This is a genomic window from Ilumatobacter nonamiensis YM16-303, assembly GCF_000350145.1.
Taxonomy (GTDB): Bacteria; Actinomycetota; Acidimicrobiia; order Acidimicrobiales; family Ilumatobacteraceae; genus Ilumatobacter_A; species Ilumatobacter_A nonamiensis.
This window is the reverse complement of the sequence record NZ_BAOL01000132.1, coordinates 1-15,245: the sequence shown is the minus strand read 5'-3', so window position 1 is coordinate 15,245 and position 15,245 is coordinate 1. Positions and strand designations below refer to the sequence as shown.

The 15,245-nt window shown below is 67.9% G+C and carries 15 protein-coding genes and 1 pseudogene; 10 read left to right on the top strand and 6 right to left on the bottom strand.

What is annotated here, in order from left to right:
• Positions 1-679, top strand: a 679-nt coding sequence (locus ON45_RS12865; protein ID WP_148288670.1) for a helix-hairpin-helix domain-containing protein, incomplete at its 5' end; no start/stop codon positions are given.
• 24 nt (positions 680-703) lie between these two features.
• Here the strand turns inward: ON45_RS12865 and ON45_RS22270 are convergent.
• The gene (locus ON45_RS22270) at positions 704-1,066 is read right to left on the bottom strand and encodes a hypothetical protein (RefSeq protein ID WP_083914923.1); all 363 of its coding nucleotides are present in this window, start codon (positions 1,064-1,066) and stop codon (positions 704-706) included.
• Between the two features lie 49 nt (positions 1,067-1,115).
• Here ON45_RS22270 and ON45_RS12855 point away from each other — a divergent pair, with 49 nt between their 5' ends.
• Positions 1,116-2,651, top strand: a complete 1,536-nt coding sequence (locus ON45_RS12855; protein WP_083914921.1) for a ComEC/Rec2 family competence protein — start codon at positions 1,116-1,118, stop codon at positions 2,649-2,651.
• A pseudogene (gene holA / locus ON45_RS12850) lies at positions 2,626-3,552 on the top strand (DNA polymerase III subunit delta); the annotation flags it as partial. The gene ON45_RS12855 and the pseudogene holA, both read left to right, overlap by 26 nt.
• Here the strand turns inward: holA and ON45_RS24095 are convergent.
• Complete coding sequence (locus tag ON45_RS24095; RefSeq protein ID WP_373281589.1) at positions 3,443-3,709, bottom strand: GNAT family N-acetyltransferase; 267 nt, start codon at positions 3,707-3,709, stop codon at positions 3,443-3,445. The pseudogene holA and the gene ON45_RS24095 overlap by 110 nt on opposite strands.
• Here ON45_RS24095 and ON45_RS23660 point away from each other — a divergent pair.
• Entirely contained in the window at positions 3,605-3,829 is a 225-nt protein-coding gene (locus tag ON45_RS23660; RefSeq protein ID WP_040494388.1) for a hypothetical protein, read from the top strand. The genes ON45_RS24095 and ON45_RS23660 overlap by 105 nt on opposite strands.
• Positions 3,830-3,876: 47 nt before the next feature.
• On the opposite strand, the gene ON45_RS12840 is transcribed toward ON45_RS23660, so the two are convergent.
• From ON45_RS12840 to ON45_RS12830, 3 genes are all read right to left on the bottom strand, one after another.
• Positions 3,877-4,920 (bottom strand): serine hydrolase domain-containing protein, encoded by a 1,044-nt coding sequence (locus ON45_RS12840; RefSeq protein WP_051063001.1) that lies wholly within the window; start codon positions 4,918-4,920, stop codon positions 3,877-3,879.
• A 48-nt stretch (positions 4,921-4,968) separates the two neighbouring features.
• Complete coding sequence (locus ON45_RS12835; protein ID WP_040494387.1) at positions 4,969-5,397, bottom strand: hypothetical protein; 429 nt, start codon at positions 5,395-5,397, stop codon at positions 4,969-4,971.
• A gap of 91 nt (positions 5,398-5,488) precedes the next feature.
• Positions 5,489-6,238, bottom strand: coding sequence for a DUF4386 family protein (locus ON45_RS12830; protein ID WP_040494386.1), 750 nt, complete (start codon positions 6,236-6,238; stop codon positions 5,489-5,491).
• A gap of 174 nt (positions 6,239-6,412) precedes the next feature.
• Between ON45_RS12830 and ON45_RS12825 the strand changes: the two genes are divergently transcribed.
• Entirely contained in the window at positions 6,413-8,422 is a 2,010-nt protein-coding gene (locus ON45_RS12825; RefSeq protein ID WP_158412396.1) for a sensor histidine kinase, read from the top strand.
• Positions 8,419-9,111 carry a response regulator gene (locus tag ON45_RS12820; protein WP_051063000.1) on the top strand — a complete coding sequence of 231 codons (693 nt, stop codon included), beginning with the start codon at positions 8,419-8,421 and terminating at the stop codon, positions 9,109-9,111. The genes ON45_RS12825 and ON45_RS12820 overlap by 4 nt, the downstream gene beginning before the upstream one ends.
• A 165-nt stretch (positions 9,112-9,276) precedes the next feature.
• Here ON45_RS12820 and rpsT read toward each other — a convergent pair whose 3' ends face one another.
• Entirely contained in the window at positions 9,277-9,528 is a 252-nt protein-coding gene (gene rpsT / locus ON45_RS12815) for a 30S ribosomal protein S20 (RefSeq protein WP_040494384.1), read from the bottom strand.
• A 178-nt stretch (positions 9,529-9,706) separates the two neighbouring features.
• Between rpsT and lepA the strand changes: the two genes are divergently transcribed.
• The 4 genes from lepA to dnaJ all read left to right on the top strand — a co-directional run bounded on the left by lepA (position 9,707) and on the right by dnaJ (position 15,160).
• A complete protein-coding gene (gene lepA / locus ON45_RS12810) occupies positions 9,707-11,506 on the top strand; it encodes a translation elongation factor 4 (protein ID WP_040494383.1) in 1,800 nt (599 codons plus the stop codon).
• 44 nt (positions 11,507-11,550) lie between these two features.
• Positions 11,551-12,948 (top strand): cryptochrome/photolyase family protein, encoded by a 1,398-nt coding sequence (locus tag ON45_RS12805; RefSeq protein ID WP_051062999.1) that lies wholly within the window; start codon positions 11,551-11,553, stop codon positions 12,946-12,948.
• 7 nt (positions 12,949-12,955) lie between these two features.
• Positions 12,956-13,951, top strand: a complete 996-nt coding sequence (hrcA, locus tag ON45_RS12800) for a heat-inducible transcriptional repressor HrcA (protein WP_158412394.1) — start codon at positions 12,956-12,958, stop codon at positions 13,949-13,951.
• 63 nt (positions 13,952-14,014) lie between these two features.
• Positions 14,015-15,160, top strand: coding sequence for a molecular chaperone DnaJ (gene dnaJ / locus ON45_RS12795; RefSeq protein ID WP_040494381.1), 1,146 nt, complete (start codon positions 14,015-14,017; stop codon positions 15,158-15,160).
• Positions 15,161-15,245 lie beyond the last annotated feature (85 nt).

Genomic DNA, 15,245 nt, shown 5'->3' with positions numbered 1-15,245 from the left:
AGAAGCCACTTCGGCGCGGAGCGACCGGTTGCGCGAGTGGGTCGAGTGGTTCGGGATCATCCGCCTCGTCACGTCGGCGATCGCAGTGGTGGTCGTGTGTGCCGGAGCATGGTTCCTGGTACGTACGCCGCCACCACCGACCGAGGCGTCGCTCCCGATGGCGGTGTCGACGAGCGTGGCGCCCGGTTCGGCGTCATCGCTCCCGAACGCCCCGGTCGTCGACCCGTCCACCTCGCTCCCACCCGGACCGTTCGCGGTCCACGTGGCCGGCGCGGTCGCAGTGCCGGGCGTGTACGAACTCGAGTCGGGGAGTCGGGTCGACGACGCGATCCGGCGTGCGGGAGGGCCGACATCCGAAGCTGATCCCGGGCAACTCAACCTGGCATCGGTGCTCTCGGATGGCGACCGGATCTACGTTCCCGAGGTCGGCGAGGAGGTGCCCGTGACCGTCGCACCGGCCGGGACGGCGCTCGACTCGTCGCCGATCGGGCCGGTCGACGTCAACCGAGCCGACGTCGCCGAACTCGACCGTCTGCCGGGGGTCGGTCCGGCCACGGCGGCGGCGATCGTCACCGAGCGGGATCTGAACGGCCCGTTCGTGTCGGTCGACGATCTCGAACGGGTCCCCGGCATCGGGCCGGCGAAGCTCGCCGCGCTCGCGGGGTTGGTCTCGACGTGACGCTGACGCAGCGCGCGGCCGCCGCTACGTCCAGTCGACGACGCCGCTGCCGATCTGGACCGTTGCCACGATCAGGGCGACCGCGATACCGCACCAGATGCCGACGAGCATCGCGAGATAGTGACGCCAGAAGTCGGTCCAGGTCGCCATCGGATTGCGCGTCGCCCGGCGAGAAGCCACGAAGCCGACGATCAACCACAGCGCGGCCGAGATCAGGATGGCGATCGGATACAGCCCGCGGTCGGCGAACGGGGCGCCGACGACCACCAGTGCGGGAGCGGCGAAGTAGCCACCGATCAACCCGACGATGCCGCTCCACGATGTGTCCGACAGTTGCAGCGAGAGAAAGGCGATCACTCCGAGGGCGCCGGGGACCACGAGCGCCACAGCGGGACCGCGCGAGCGGATCCGCTGCTGATACCAGCGCGGTCCCTCGATGACGGTGTACTCGGTTCTCGTCTCTCTCGACGGAACTCGAGTGGGGGCAGGTGAAACCGACACGCGGACACCACGATACGCCGACCGAGACGCAGTTGACGGCCATGCCGACTTCGTCGGACCGGTTCCGGTCGTTCGCACGACCGAGTGGATGGTCGCCGCCGGCGTCGCGATCATCGCCGTCTGGGTGAGAGATCCGGCCATCGCGCTGCTGTTCGGGGGCGGTGTCGGCATCGCCGTGGTGCTCGCTCGCCGCTCATTCCTCTTCCTCGTGCTGCTCGCGGCCCTCGTGGTTGCCGGGTCGATCCGGAGCGATCAGAGTTGGTCGTCGTTGACCCCGGACGAGATCGGGCCGTATCGCGGCTGGGCCCGGGTGGTCGACGATCCACAGTCGTACCCCGGTGCGACCCGGGTGATCCTCGAGGTGGACCGTGAACGGTTCGAGTTCTGGTCGCGTGGCCGCGCCCAGCAGCAACGCGTTCGCGAGTGGCGCGGTGGCGAGTGGGTGGCGGTCAGTGGCGAGCGATCACGGCTCGATCCGGAGCGGGCCGGGCGGGTGGCGTGGCAACACGTCGTGGGTGAGTTCGACGTCGACTGGGCCAGCGACGTCGATGCCGGTGGCCCGGTGGCGCGGGCGTCCAACCGTGTGCGTTCGTCGATCGAACGTGCCTCGGAGCGTCTGCCGGCCGACGACGGTGCGCTGTTCCGGGGCCTCGTCATCGGAGACGACCGCGACCAACCGCGTGAGATGATCGACCGCTTCCGCGCGAGCGGATTGTCGCACCTGACTGCGGTATCGGGCCAGAACGTCGCCTTCGTCCTGGCGGCGGCAGGGCCCGGGCTCCGACGCCTGCGGCCGTGGGCGAGGTGGGCGGTCACGGTGGGTCTGATCGCGTGGTTCGTGGCGCTCACACGGTACGAGCCGTCGATCGTGCGGGCCGGAGCGATGGCGGCGCTGTCGGCGACCGCATTCGTGCTGGGTCGAGATCGATCGCCCGTGCGGATCCTCGCGGTCGCGGTGACCGCGCTGGTGCTGATCGACCCGCTGTTGGTGTGGTCGGTCGGGTTCTGGCTGTCGGTCGGAGCGACGTTGGGTGTGAGCGGGATCGGGCCATGGATCGCGGCGCGTCTGGGGCGGATCGCTGCGCTTCGGCTGTTCGCCCTGCCGATCGGTGTGACACTCGGGGCGCAGATCGGGGTGGTCATCCCGAGTGTGCTCGTCTTCGGGCGGCTGCCGTTGGTGAGCATTCCGGCGAACCTGCTGGCGGTGCCGGTTGCCGGAATGGTCATGCTCTACGGCATGCCTGCAGGTCTCGTCGCGGGGTGGATCCCGCCGCTCGGCGAGCCATTGATGTTCCCGGCACGGCTGGGCACCCGCTGGGTCGACACCGTGGCCGCGCTCGGTGCCCGCTTCGAACCCGATCCGCCGGTGCAGTGGATCGGCTGGGTGGCCGTTGCGCTCGCCGTGGTCGTGCTGCTGGTGATTTCCCGCAATACTGCCGACAGCCATGGCGATCTTTCTCCTGACCGGTGACGACGAGTCCCTCGTGCGGACCGCAGCAGCCGACCTCGTGCACGACCTGGTGGGTGACGGTGATCGCTCACTGATGGTCGACGAGTTCGACGACGAGGAATACGAGATGCGCGTCGTGGTCGATGCGGCGCAGACGATGCCGTTCCTGACCGACAAGCGTGTGGTCGTCGCGCGCGGGATCAACCGCTTCAACGCCGAGGATCTGCCGGCGCTGCTCGGCTATCTCGACAACCCGCTCGACTCGTCCGACCTGGTCCTGACCCAGGGCGGCGAGGGGCGCTTGTCGAAGAAGATCACCGACGCAGTCAAGGCGTCGGGCACGATCATCGCGACCGCACCACCGAAGAAGGCGGGGGACCGCGCCGGCTGGGTCCGGGAGCAGATCGATCACGCCGGCCTGTCGCTCGACGGGCGGGCAACGCAGCGCTTGACCGAATGGCTGGGTGAGGAACCGGCCCGACTCGACGGCGTCCTCAGCACCTTGCGCGGAGTGTTCGGGGAAGGATCACGGCTGAGTGAGTCCGACGTCGAGCCGTTCCTCGGTGAAGCGGGCGGCGTTCCGCCATGGGACTTCACCGACGCGATCTCGGCAGGCGACACGACCAAGGCGTTGACGTTGATGGGCCGGATGATCCACGGCGGCAAGCGCCACCCGCTGCAGATCATGTCGACGTTGCACAACCACTATGCGGCGCTGGCGCGACTCGACGGTGCGGGTGCCCGCACCGAGCAGGACGCGTCGGCGGCGACGGGGTTGAAGGGGTTCCCGGCGAAGAAGGCGCTGCAGAACTTCAATCGCCTGGGCGGAGCGTCGACGAAGCGCGCCGTCGAACTGGTGGCGCAAGCCGACCTCGATCTGCGAGGAGCGAAGGCGCTCGACTCCGAGGTCGTGATGGAGGTACTCGTCGCGCGGCTGTCCAAACTGCGCTGACGCGACCGTTTCCGTTTCGTCGATGTGCCGGGTCGACGAGCACGTCCTCGACGTACACGATGGACAGATCGTCGCTGAGCACGCGGGCGAGGCCGACGAGTCGTCCCGCCTCGTTGCGTGCTGTCATGACGAACGTCGAGTTCGCCACCCCGCGAGCCAGACCGTCGGGGTCCGCGGTGTCGACGGTCCAGCCGACGGAGGCGAAGAGTGCAACCAACCCGTCGGTGTCGGGAAGAGCATCGGATGAGTAATCCACGGCAGCGGTTTCGGGCTGCGATCTCCGACCCGGCGTGCTCATCGAGAGCGAATGTCGTCGCCGCGAGCGTCGCGGGCGCGTCGGACGAACTCGCCGAGGAGCGGCCAGGTCCCGTCCATCGTGTTGCTCAGGATCACGATGTCAGCGTTCCACACCGACAGGTGAGAGAAGATGCCGCTTGCGCCCTCGCTCTCGCCGTCCTTGTAGTAGCCCAAGTCGTTGAACTCGAGCCCGAAACCCCGGCTGACGCGCCCGCCGTCGGTGGCGGCGACCTGGGGAGTGAGGAAGTCGTCGGTGAGGTTCGCGGGCAGCAACCGCCGCTCGCGCAGCGCCGCGAAGAAGGCGTGAAGGTCGCCGGCGGTGCAGAATGCTCCGCCGTCGGGTGCACCCTGGGGTGGATAGGCGTAGAGATTCTGTTCGAGGCGTCCATCGTCAGTCGGGTCGAAACCCTCGGCGAGATCGGGAATTGCGAAGCGCTTGTCGAAGTAGCCAGATCGGGTCATGCCGGCGCGTGCGAGCACCTCGAGCTCCACATACTCCCTGAAGCTGTGGCCCGAAGCGGTTTCGACGGCCATCCCCGCAACGATGTAGCCGGCATTGCAGTAGCGCGACCCGCTGCCCGGCGCGAAGTGTGGCGACTTGCTCGCGAACAGCGGCAGGAAATCTGTCGGCGTCATGATCGTGTGACACGGCACCACTCGAAAGACCTCCGCGTAGTTCTCGCCCTCGTCCTCCTCGGCGATGTCGGCGATCCCGCTGGTGTGCGTGAGCAGATGGCGCAGTGTGACCGATCGATCGATGGCAGTGTCGGTGAGGGCGACGTACTCGTGGATCGACGCATCCAGGTCCAGGCGCCCAGCAGCAACCAGTTGCAGCACGGCGACCGAGGTGAACAGCTTGCTGATCGAGGCAACGTCGAAACGCAGATCGAGCGTGTTCGGCACACCCCAGCGCGGTGACGCCAGGCCGCACGCGGATTGGAAGAGCACCTCGCCGTCGCGGCGCACATCGATCACACCGCAGAACACCTCGCCGTCCTCACCGGGCAAGGCAAGGAACGTGTCCAGCCACGCCGTGTCCATACCATCGACGCTAGACATCGAGCATCACCACGGACGACCGACTTTCGGTCAGCCTCCGGCGCAGGCGTCGAGGCCGAGCGCCCCAGCCTGCTCGCCTGCGGCGGCCCACGGGTCGTCGTCGGTGTCGAAGAAGGCGAGGCCCAGCGATTCGGCTTCGTCGGTCCCGGCGTCGAACGCGGCCAACAGCGCGTCGACGTCGTCGCTGAGGTCCGACGGGGCGTCGAGAGCGGCGATGTCGTCGCGCGTCGTCCGCGAGGTGGCGACGATCGTGTCGAGCGCCTCCTGCAGTTGTTCCGGTGACGGGTCGCCACCGAAGACGGGACCGAGGGTCTCCCCGATCGTCGAGCTGGCGTCGGCGCAGATGGCGTCGGCCCGGGCCTGGAACTCCTCCGTGGTGAGGTGGTCGTCGCTCCCGCACGCTGCGAGGCCGGCGAGCGGGACGACGGCGGCGAGGATGGTGATCTGGTGACGGTTCATGGTTGCCACGCAACCGATCGGTGGTTCCCCTGGCCAGGGTGTACGTTCCCCGGCTTCCGGGAGATCGTCCCGACCCTGTCGGTCCCGGCGGTCATGAGGGGTGCATCGTGCCGACGCCGGTCGGTGGGAGGTCGAACTCGTCGTCGGTCATGCGCCACAGCGCGACGGACGCGGCAGCGAAGCCGATTGACGTCAGTACGTAGGACAGCGTCGGACCGAGATTCGACCCGAACGGTCCGCCGGCGAGCACGAACTCGACGGGCGATGCGAGCAACATCGCGGTCGCGAGTGGTCGCGGCGCCGTTCGGGCCTTCCACAGCAACGCTCCGAGAGCGATGCGACCGAGAGTGATCGTCAGGAAGAACGGGAGGATCGCGACGATCGTGGTCGGGTACTCCTCCAGGCGCGTCGCCAGGTCGGTCGTGGTGCCGCTGTCGAACCCGTGGTCGGCGGTGATGAGCGCGATCAGGTTGAGGTTCGGGTTCACGAGCGCGGAGCAGCAGGCGTAGGCGACGAAGCCGCCGACGAGCAGGGTGAGGCGCGGCATCACGCGGCGGTGCGCGACGATCATCGCGACGGCAGACGGGACGAGCAGCAGCGAGAACACGAGCCCGAGCCATTGAACGGCCCGAGCGGCACTCGGGTCCGAGGCGATTGCACGGAAGGTCTCCTCGGTGGTCCCTCCGAGATCGTCGGGCGTGATCCCGTTCGAGATCGCCAGCGCGAGCCATGGCACGGGAGCGACGAGCGCGAACAGGATGCGCCACACGCGACGGACATCGGAGGGTGGTCGGTCCTCGCCGACTCGTGCGGGTGTCGGATGCACGGTGTGCTGGGTCATGGACTTTCCTCCTGGAACGGCGAACGGCCGCCGGTCGACGGTCCGCCCGTGCCACTCTGCGGCGGCGCCGGCGTGGGCGGAAGGGAGCACGCTCCCGAGTGCGGGGAGGATCTCCCGATGCCGCGGGAACAGCGTCCATTGCCTGGACGATCGCGGACGGCAATGCTGTGTGGCGTGGACGGCCGAGATCAACGAGCTGGCACGTCGGGGCGGTGGGCCGTCGCGTCACTGGGCGTCGTCGCGGTGGGCGTCGGGATCATCGTGTGGTACGTCGCCGTCGTCGGACCGGGCATCCACACGGACGGTCCCGGATGGCCGACGCTCCTCGTGACGATCGTCAGCTACGGCACTGCCGGCGCCGTACTGATCGACCGCCGACCTGACCTGCCGTTCGGCTGGCTCCTCGCCGGAACGGCAGCCACGCAGGTGATCGTCGCCGGGACGGTGCTGCCTTCGCTCGCCGTCCTGCGAGAGGGGGGCGACTCGACGATCACCTGGTTGGGTCTCGCTGCATCCACGCTGGGCTTCATCCCGGTCGCTGTGCAAGGAATCGTGTACGTGCGTTTCCCGACCGGATCGCCGTCGTCGCGCCGTGGACGAGTCCTCGAGGTCCTGATCGTCGTCGGCACGGCGATCGTCGTCGTGGGTGGAAGCCTCCGCTCGGAGTACACCGACCTGCTCGCCGACCCGGCCGCGGACGTGTCCAACCCGCTCACCGGCGGGACGACCGTCGGTCGCATCGCCGACGCGACACTGTTGATCGCGCCACTCGTCGTCCTCGCCGGCCTCCTCGCGGGTCTCGGCGTCGTCGCCCGGTACCGGCGCTCCCACGGCATCGAACGCCAGCAGCTCAAGTGGATGACGGTCGGAGTCCTGGTCAGTCTCGCGTTGTTCCCCTTCGCAGTCGCCGAGGTTCCCTGGCTGCAGGTGGTCGACATCTTCGCCAGCCTCCTCTTCGTCACCACGCTCGCGATCCCGGTACTGCGCTACCGACTGTGGGCGATCGACACCATCGTCCACCGCTCGGCGTCGTACGCGATCGCGACCGGCTTCCTGATCGGCGTGTACCTCGTGGTCGTCCGGCTCGGGACCGGCCTGATGTCGGACGCACTCGGTGCGTCGGTCGCGGCGGCCGTCGTCGCCGTTGCATTTGTTCCGCTCCGGTCGCTCGCGCAGCGATTGGTCGATCGCCTCGCATACGGCGACCGAAGTGATCCGTACCGGACGATCAGCGCGCTCGATCAGCGGTTGTCCGAGGTCGTCGAGCCGGGCCAGGTCCTTCCCGCGCTCGTCGGCACGCTCTCGTCGTCGCTCCGGCTTCCCTACGTCGCGATCGAGCGTGCCCCGGGCCACACGGTGATCGCCGCAACGGGTGCCGAGCAGGCGTCGGTGCATCGCTGGCCACTTGTCCACGAGGCCACGATCGAGGGTTACCTGGTCGCGGCGCCGCGGTCGGGTGAGGACCGATTCGACGATCGCGACCGGCGGCTGCTGTCGGACATCGCCCGCCACGCCGGTGTCGCGGTCCACGCTGAGCTCCTCGCCGCCGACCTGACCACGTCCCGGCAGCGGCTGGTCACCGCACGCGAGGAGGAGCGCCGCAGGATCCGTCGCGATCTCCACGACGGGCTGGGACCGGTGCTGACCGCTGTCGGCTTGAACATCGACGCGGCGCGCGTCCGGCTCAAGAACCCCGAGGGGGTCGCGGCCGGCCACCTCGACGACGCGCGTGAGGCGACGACCCGAGCGCTCGCCGATGTCCGTCGCCTGGTCTACGGACTCCGGCCACCCGCGCTCGACAACCACGACCTCGCCGACGCGGTCCGGCTCGCCTTGAGCCGCCTCGAATCGGCCCACTGCCGGGTCGAGCTCGACACGACCGAGCTTCCCGACCTGCCCGCGGCGGTCGAGGTTGCCACCTACCGGATCGTCGTCGAAGCGGCGACCAACAGCGTCCGGCACGGGGACGCCTCCCATTGTCGCGCGCGGATCTCGCACGACGGTCAGGCGATCCTGCTCGACGTGTGCGACGACGGCGGATCGACCGAGCCCTGGGTGCCGGGCGTCGGCATCATCTCGATGCGCGAACACGCGTCCGAGCTCGGCGGTGTCCTGCAGTTCGGCCCCACTCCGACTGGCGCGCGCGTGCACGCGCGCCTCCCGCTGGGGATCGTGCCGACATGAGCGGCGACGCTGACGGCAGCGGAGCCAGTTCGGCGATCGAGGTCGTGATCGCCGACGATCACCCACTGGTCCTCCAGGGTTTGCGTGCGGTGGTCTCGGGAACCGACGACATCCGAATCGTCGGCGAGGCAGCCGACGGCGCCGCAGCGATCGAGGTCGTGCTCGAGCGCGAACCGGACGTTGCGATCGTCGACCTCGACATGCCCGAGGTGCACGGCGTCGAGGTGACCAGACGCATCACCGAAGCGTTGCCATCCACGACGGTGATCGTGCTCACGATGTTCGACGATGACGACACCGTGCTCGCGGCGCTGCGAGCCGGCGCGAGCGGCTACCTCCTCAAGGGCACGAACGGTGCCAACATCCTGTCGGCGATCAGATCGGCGGCGGCCGGAACCGCTGTCCTCGACCCCGGCCTGCTGGGTGGCCTCGCCGGCCGAGCGAGCCAGGCGCCGGCAACCGCGCACCAACCGTTCCCGGAGCTCACCGTTCGCGAACGCGACATCCTCGCCCACATCGCAAACGGGCTCACCAACGCCGAGATCGGCGACCGGCTCCACCTCTCATCGAAGACGATCGCCAACAACGTCTCGACGATCCTCACCAAGCTCCGAGTCACCCAACGCGGTCAAGCGATCGTCCTCGCCCGCGAAGCCGGCCTCGGCACCAAGCCGCAGCAGACGTCGTGAGTTCGACTCTCCCTGCGGCCACGTGCTTCGGTGTCTCGGCCCGCTCGATCTTGCCGCTGCGTCAGCCGCAACGGTCCGCGTGGTGCGTCGATCCGGGAGGAGCGCGGCCGAAAACGACGAACGGCGCCGCCCGGAGGCGACGCCGTCGTACGAGTTCGGTGATCGTCAGCTGGCCGAAGCCTGCAGCTGCTTGATCAGGCGGCTCTTCTTGCGGGCCGCGGTGTTCTTGTGGATGACGCCCTTGGCCGCGGCGCGGTCGATGCGCGCAATCGCCTCGCGGGTGGCCGCGCTGTCGACGTCGCCTTCGGCCACGGCGCTCTTGACGCGAGTGCGCAGCTCGGCGCGCACGGCCTTGTTGCGCTCGTACGCCTTGGCGTTGGTGAGAATGCGCTTCTTCTGGCTCTTGATGTTTGCCATGGTCAGTCCTTGATTCCAGGTCGTCGAGAGTTTCTCGACGTCGTACTTCGTGAAACGGATCGATGCAGGGATCCGCTTCGAACAGCCGTGAGACTCTATCGGCGCCCTGCGAGCGGTCCAACAACGCTCACACTGTGCTCGAACAAGGCTCGGAGCCCACCGATAGCGTGCGATCGACATGGCCAGCACGACCACCCCTCTCGAGCGGATCCGGAACTTCTCGATCATTGCGCACATCGACCACGGGAAGTCCACGCTGTCCGACCGGATCCTGGAGATCACCGGGGCCGTGCAGACCCGTGACATGAAGGCGCAATACCTCGACTCGATGGACCTCGAACGCGAGCGGGGCATCACGATCAAGGCGCAGAACGTGCGGGTGCCGTGGAAGGACCACACGTTCCACCTGATCGACACGCCGGGCCACGTCGACTTCGGATACGAGGTGAGCCGGTCGTTGGCCGCGTGCGAAGGCGTCGTCCTCGTCGTCGATGCCGCGCAGGGCATCGAAGCCCAGACCCTCGCCAACTGCTATCTCGCGCTCGAGAACGACCTCGAGATCGTCGCGGTGCTCAACAAGATCGACCTTCCTGCGGCCGATGTCGACCGCTACGCGGGTGAGATCGAGACGGTGTTGGGGATCCCGCGTGACGAGATCATCCCGATGTCGGCCAAGACCGGTGTCGGCGTCCCCGAACTCCTCGATGCCGTGATCGAGCGAATTCCCGCCCCGACCGGCGATGCCGATGCTCCGCTCCAGGGACTGATCTTCGACTCGCAGTTCGACCAGTACCGCGGCGTGGTGTCGAGCATCCGGATCGTCAACGGAGTCCTGCGCTCGGGAGACAAGCTCGAGTTCATCAACGCCGCGGCGACGCACGAGGCGTTGGAGATCGGCGCACGTCGTCCGGAGCCGACACCCGAGGACGAACTCGGCCCGGGCGAGGTCGGCTACCTGATCGCCGGCATCAAGGACGTCGGCGACGCCAAGTCGGGTGAGACGGTCACCACCGCCACGAACGGCACCGACGAGGCCCTTCCGGGGTACCGGGAACCGTTGCCGATGGTGTTCTCCGGGCTGTTCCCGATCGACGGCGACGACTTCGAGAACCTGCGCGATGCGCTCGGCAAGTTGAAGCTCAACGACGCGTCGATCACATACCTGCCCGAATCGTCGGGCGCGCTCGGCTTCGGATTCCGCTGCGGGTTCCTCGGTCTGCTCCACATGGAGATCGTCAAGGAACGTCTCGAGCGCGAATTCGGTCTCGCACTGATCGCGACCGCTCCGAGCGTCGAGTACCTGGTCACGACCACCGCGGGCGAGACGATCAAGGTCGACAACCCGGCCGACCTGCCCGAGGCGCAGAAGATCGATCAGGTCGAGGAACCGTTCTTCACGGTCTCGATCCTCACGCCGACCGACTACACCGGTCCGTTGATGGATCTGTGCCAGACCCGGCGTGGCGAGATGAAGAAGATGGAGTACCTCTCGCCCGAGCGGGTCGAACTCGTCTACGAGGTGCCGCTCGCGGAGGTCGTGGTCGACTTCTTCGACCAGTTGAAGTCGCGCACGAAGGGCTACGCGAGCCTCGACTACGAACTCTCCGGGTACCGCAAGAGCAACCTGGTCAAGGTCGACCTGCTGTTGAACGCAATCCCGGCCGACGCGTTCTCCACGATCGTGCACCGGGACAAGGCGTACGCGTACGGGAATCGGATGTGCGAGAAGCTCAAGGAACTCATCCCGCGCCAGATGTTCGACGTGCCGATCCAGGCGGCGATCGGCGGCAAGATCATCTCGCGTGAGACGGTCAAGGCGAAGCGCAAGGACGTCACCGCCAAGTGCTACGGCGGCGACATCACCCGCAAGCGCAAACTGCTCGAGAAGCAGAAGGAGGGCAAGAAGAAGATGAAGTCGATCGGCCGCGTCGAAGTCCCCGGCGACGTCTTCATCAACGCCCTCAAACTCGACGACTGACCGTGACGTCGCGGGTCTGACCCGTCACGTCACCGCTGGAGTGGATGCAGTCGCGGAGCTTGCGGAAGACTCCGCTCGTGGGTTCGCGCAACATCATGTGGTTCCGGCGCGACGTGCGGCTGGCGGACAACCCGGCGGTTCTCGCAGCTGCCGCCGACGGAGCGGAGGTCGTGCCGCTGTTCGTGATCGATCCGACGTTTTCTCCGGCCGGAGCACCCCGTCGGGCGTTCCTGCACGACTGTCTGACCGCGCTCGACGCGTCGTTGCGCGAGACGGCGGGGGTCGGACTGGTCGTTCGCCACGGGGATCCGTGCGCCATCGTGCCGCGCCTCGCCGAGCAACTCGAGATCGACTCGATCTTCGTGAGTCGCGACTACGGACCGTACGGCCGCCGACGCGACGGCGCCATTGCCGAGGCGTTGGCGGAGCAGGGCCGGAAGCTGCGCGGCGTCGGTTCGCCGTACGCGCTCGATCCGGGCACGGTGCGCAAGCGCGACGGGGACCCGTACGCCGTGTTCACCCCCTTCTCGAAGGTGTGGCGACGGACCGGGTGGGACGAGCCCCATCCCGTGCCGGGCGACGATGCGCGCTGGGTCGGTGACGGTTCGGCCGGGATCGAATCCGATGGCCTCGGCGAACGACCCGATCCGGGATGTGACCTGCCACCGGCGGGGGAGGAGGCGGCGCTCGATCGATGGCACCAGTTCCTCGAGATCGATGCCGCTGCGGATGGATCGTCCCGCTCTGGCCTCGATGCCTACGACGATCTACGAGATCGACCGTCGATCGACGGGACAAGCCAGCTGTCGCCACACCTGAAGTGGGGAACCATCCATCCGCGCACGCTCCTCGCGGACCTCGACGCGTCGGGCGCGGGCGACGAGGGGCACACGACGTTCTCGAGCGAACTGGCCTGGCGCGACTTCTACGCCGACGTGTTGTTCCACCAACCCCGCACGGCGTGGGAGAACCTGAATCCGAAGCTGAGCGACATCGAGGTGGACACGGGACCCGAAGCGGAGCGCAGGTTCGAGCAATGGTGCGCAGGCGAGACGGGCTTCGGCATCGTCGACGCCGGAATGCGCCAGCTCCTCGCGACCGGTTGGATGCACAACCGCGTCCGGATGATCACCGCGAGCTTCCTGGTGAAGGACCTCCACCTCCCGTGGCAGTGGGGTGCTCGGTGGTTCATGCAGCACCTCGTGGACGGGGACCTCGCATCGAACAATCACGGCTGGCAATGGGCGGCCGGGACCGGCACCGACGCGGCACCGTACTTTCGAGTCTTCAACCCGACGCTCCAGGAGGAGCGCTACGACCCCCACGGCGAGTACGTCGACCGCTGGGTCGGCCGTCCGGTCGAACCGATGCTGGACCATCAGGCCGAGCGCGCGGAGGCGTTGCGGCGGCTCTCGGCCGTGAGCGATGGGTCGGTACACTGACTTCACGATGTTGGACGACCGCAAGACAGCGATCCTCGCCGCCGTCGTGCAGGAGTACATCGCCACGGCTCAACCGGTCGGGTCCGGCAGCGTGGCGCGCACCCCGTCGATCCAGGTCTCGTCGGCGACCGTACGCAGCGAGCTCGCCGTGCTGGAACAGGAAGGTTTCCTGGTCCAACCGCACACCTCGGCGGGACGGATCCCGACCGACAAGGGCTACCGCTACTTCGTCGACAACCTCGCCACACCCGGGCGTCTCGACCGCACGAGCCAGCGCCAGGTCGGCGAGTTCTTCTCGGCGGCGCACGGCCGTCTGGAGGAGATGCTGCACCAGACCTCCAACCTGCTCGCCGACCTGACCCACAGTGCTGCGGTCGTGGTCGGGCCCCGAGCCGAAGCGGTCGAGGTCAAGAAGATCCAGCTCGTCGGTCTCTCCGATCTCGCAGCGACCGTGGTGGTCGTGCTCGCCAACGGCTCGGTCGAACACGTCACCCTCGACCTCGAGGACGGTGACGACGACATCCGGCTCGCGACCGCGAGTGCCCACCTGTCATCGCAACTCGACGGTGAGGTGCTCGGAAGGCTCAGCGAGTTGTCGCCATCCGGCGATCCCGGCGTCGACCGGCTGAGCAATGCTGCGCTGGAGCGGATGCGCACGATCGCCGCAGCCGATCACGTCTACACCGGTGGCGTGTCCGAAGTGGCCCGAGCCTTCGACGCGGTCGAGGTCGTCCGCTCCGTGCTGCACACGCTCGAGCAGCAGTTCGTCGTCGTGTCGCTCGTGTCCGACATCGTGAACCGGGGGATGTCGGTGGCGATCGGAATCGAACACGGGGTCGAGCCGCTCTCGGCCTGTTCGGTCGTCGTCGCCCCGGTCGTGGTCGACGGCGAGCACGTCGGATCGGTCGGGGTTCTCGGACCGACGCGGATGAACTATCCGCAGGCGCTGGCCACCGTCGATGTCGTCAGCGAGCAGCTCGGGCATCGCATCGAAGACGGCTGAACGCGGCACTCGCATCCCGCGGGGTCGCAAGTCCCCGCATTTTCAGCCATCCTGTGAGACGAAATGGCTGACTTCTACGAATTGCTCGGTGTGTCCCGCTCGGCCTCGGCCGAGGAGATCAAGAAGGCGTACCGCAAGCGCGCCCGCGAGTTCCACCCGGACGCGAACCCCGGTGATGCCGAGGCGGAAGCGAAGTTCAAAGATCTTTCGCGGGCGTATCAAGTCCTGTCCGACGACAGCCAACGTGCCCGCTACGACCAGTTCGGCGAAGCCGGAGTCGGCGGAGCATCGGGCGGTGGCGGCCCGTCGGCCGAAGACATCTTCGGGGGCGGACTCGGTGACATCTTCGAGACGTTCTTCGGCAACGGCGGTGGCGGCGGGAGCCCGTTCGGCGGAGGCCGCCAGCGTGGGCCCTCCGGTCCGCCGCGCGGTCAGGACGTCGAGGTGATCGTCGACGTCGACTTCATCCAAGCGGTGTTCGGCGACCAGATCGACGTGGAACTGAAGCTGCCGGTGCGCTGCGACACCTGTGACGGTTCCGGCGCCGGAGAGAACACGCAACCGGTGCGGTGCAGCGAGTGCGAGGGCACCGGCCAGGTCCAGCGTGTTCGTCAGAGCCTGCTCGGCCAGATGGTGACCGCCAGTCCCTGCCAGCGCTGCGGAGGCCTCGGTGAGGTCGTCACCACGCCGTGTGCGTCGTGTCGCGGCGAAGGGCGCGTCACCGAGGACGTGTCGTACAAGGTCGACATCCCGGCGGGTGTCGACACCGGCTCGACACTGCGATTGACCCGCCGCGGTGCCGCAGGTCCGCGCAAGGGCGGAAAGGGCGACCTCTACGTCCACCTCCGTGTCCGGCCCGACGAGAACTACACCCGCGACGGCGACGATCTCGTGACCGAGATTCCGATCTCGATCGCCCAGGCCGCGCTCGGCACCTCGGTCGAGTTGGAAACGCTCGACGGGACCGAGGAACTCGTGGTTCCTCCGGGAACGCAGCCCGGTCGCGAGTTCGTGCTGAAGCAGCGCGGCGTCCATCGCCTGCAGGGCCGTGGTCGTGGCGACCTGATCGCCCGGGTCCGCGTCGATGTTCCGACGAAGCTGTCCGACGACGAGGTCGACCTGCTGCGCAACTACGCCGACGGGCGCGGCGAGATGGTCGGGAACGGCAAGGAGAAACTGCTCTCCCGCATCAAGTCCGCGTTCACCTGAGGTGGACGCTGCGGACCGTCGTCGAGCATCGTCCCACGTTCTGCTCGACGACCCCGCCGAACTCGATCACGACCTGATCACTGCC

What these genes read in the sequence shown, in the direction of transcription:
- ON45_RS12855 (WP_083914921.1), top strand. Translation starts at nt 1,116, where the DNA reads ATGACGGTGTACTCGGTTCTCGTCTCTCTCGACGGAACTCGAGTGGGG.
- ON45_RS23660 (WP_040494388.1), top strand. Translation starts at nt 3,605, where the DNA reads ATGTGCCGGGTCGACGAGCACGTCCTCGACGTACACGATGGACAGATC.
- ON45_RS24095 (WP_373281589.1), bottom strand. Translation starts at nt 3,709, where the DNA reads ATGACAGCACGCAACGAGGCGGGACGACTCGTCGGCCTCGCCCGCGTG.
- ON45_RS12840 (WP_051063001.1), bottom strand. Translation starts at nt 4,920, where the DNA reads ATGGACACGGCGTGGCTGGACACGTTCCTTGCCTTGCCCGGTGAGGAC.
- ON45_RS12835 (WP_040494387.1), bottom strand. Translation starts at nt 5,397, where the DNA reads ATGAACCGTCACCAGATCACCATCCTCGCCGCCGTCGTCCCGCTCGCC.
- ON45_RS12830 (WP_040494386.1), bottom strand. Translation starts at nt 6,238, where the DNA reads ATGACCCAGCACACCGTGCATCCGACACCCGCACGAGTCGGCGAGGAC.
- ON45_RS12820 (WP_051063000.1), top strand. Translation starts at nt 8,419, where the DNA reads ATGAGCGGCGACGCTGACGGCAGCGGAGCCAGTTCGGCGATCGAGGTC.
- rpsT (WP_040494384.1), bottom strand. Translation starts at nt 9,528, where the DNA reads ATGGCAAACATCAAGAGCCAGAAGAAGCGCATTCTCACCAACGCCAAG.
- lepA (WP_040494383.1), top strand. Translation starts at nt 9,707, where the DNA reads ATGGCCAGCACGACCACCCCTCTCGAGCGGATCCGGAACTTCTCGATC.
- ON45_RS12805 (WP_051062999.1), top strand. Translation starts at nt 11,551, where the DNA reads ATGCAGTCGCGGAGCTTGCGGAAGACTCCGCTCGTGGGTTCGCGCAAC.
- hrcA (WP_158412394.1), top strand. Translation starts at nt 12,956, where the DNA reads ATGTTGGACGACCGCAAGACAGCGATCCTCGCCGCCGTCGTGCAGGAG.
- dnaJ (WP_040494381.1), top strand. Translation starts at nt 14,015, where the DNA reads ATGGCTGACTTCTACGAATTGCTCGGTGTGTCCCGCTCGGCCTCGGCC.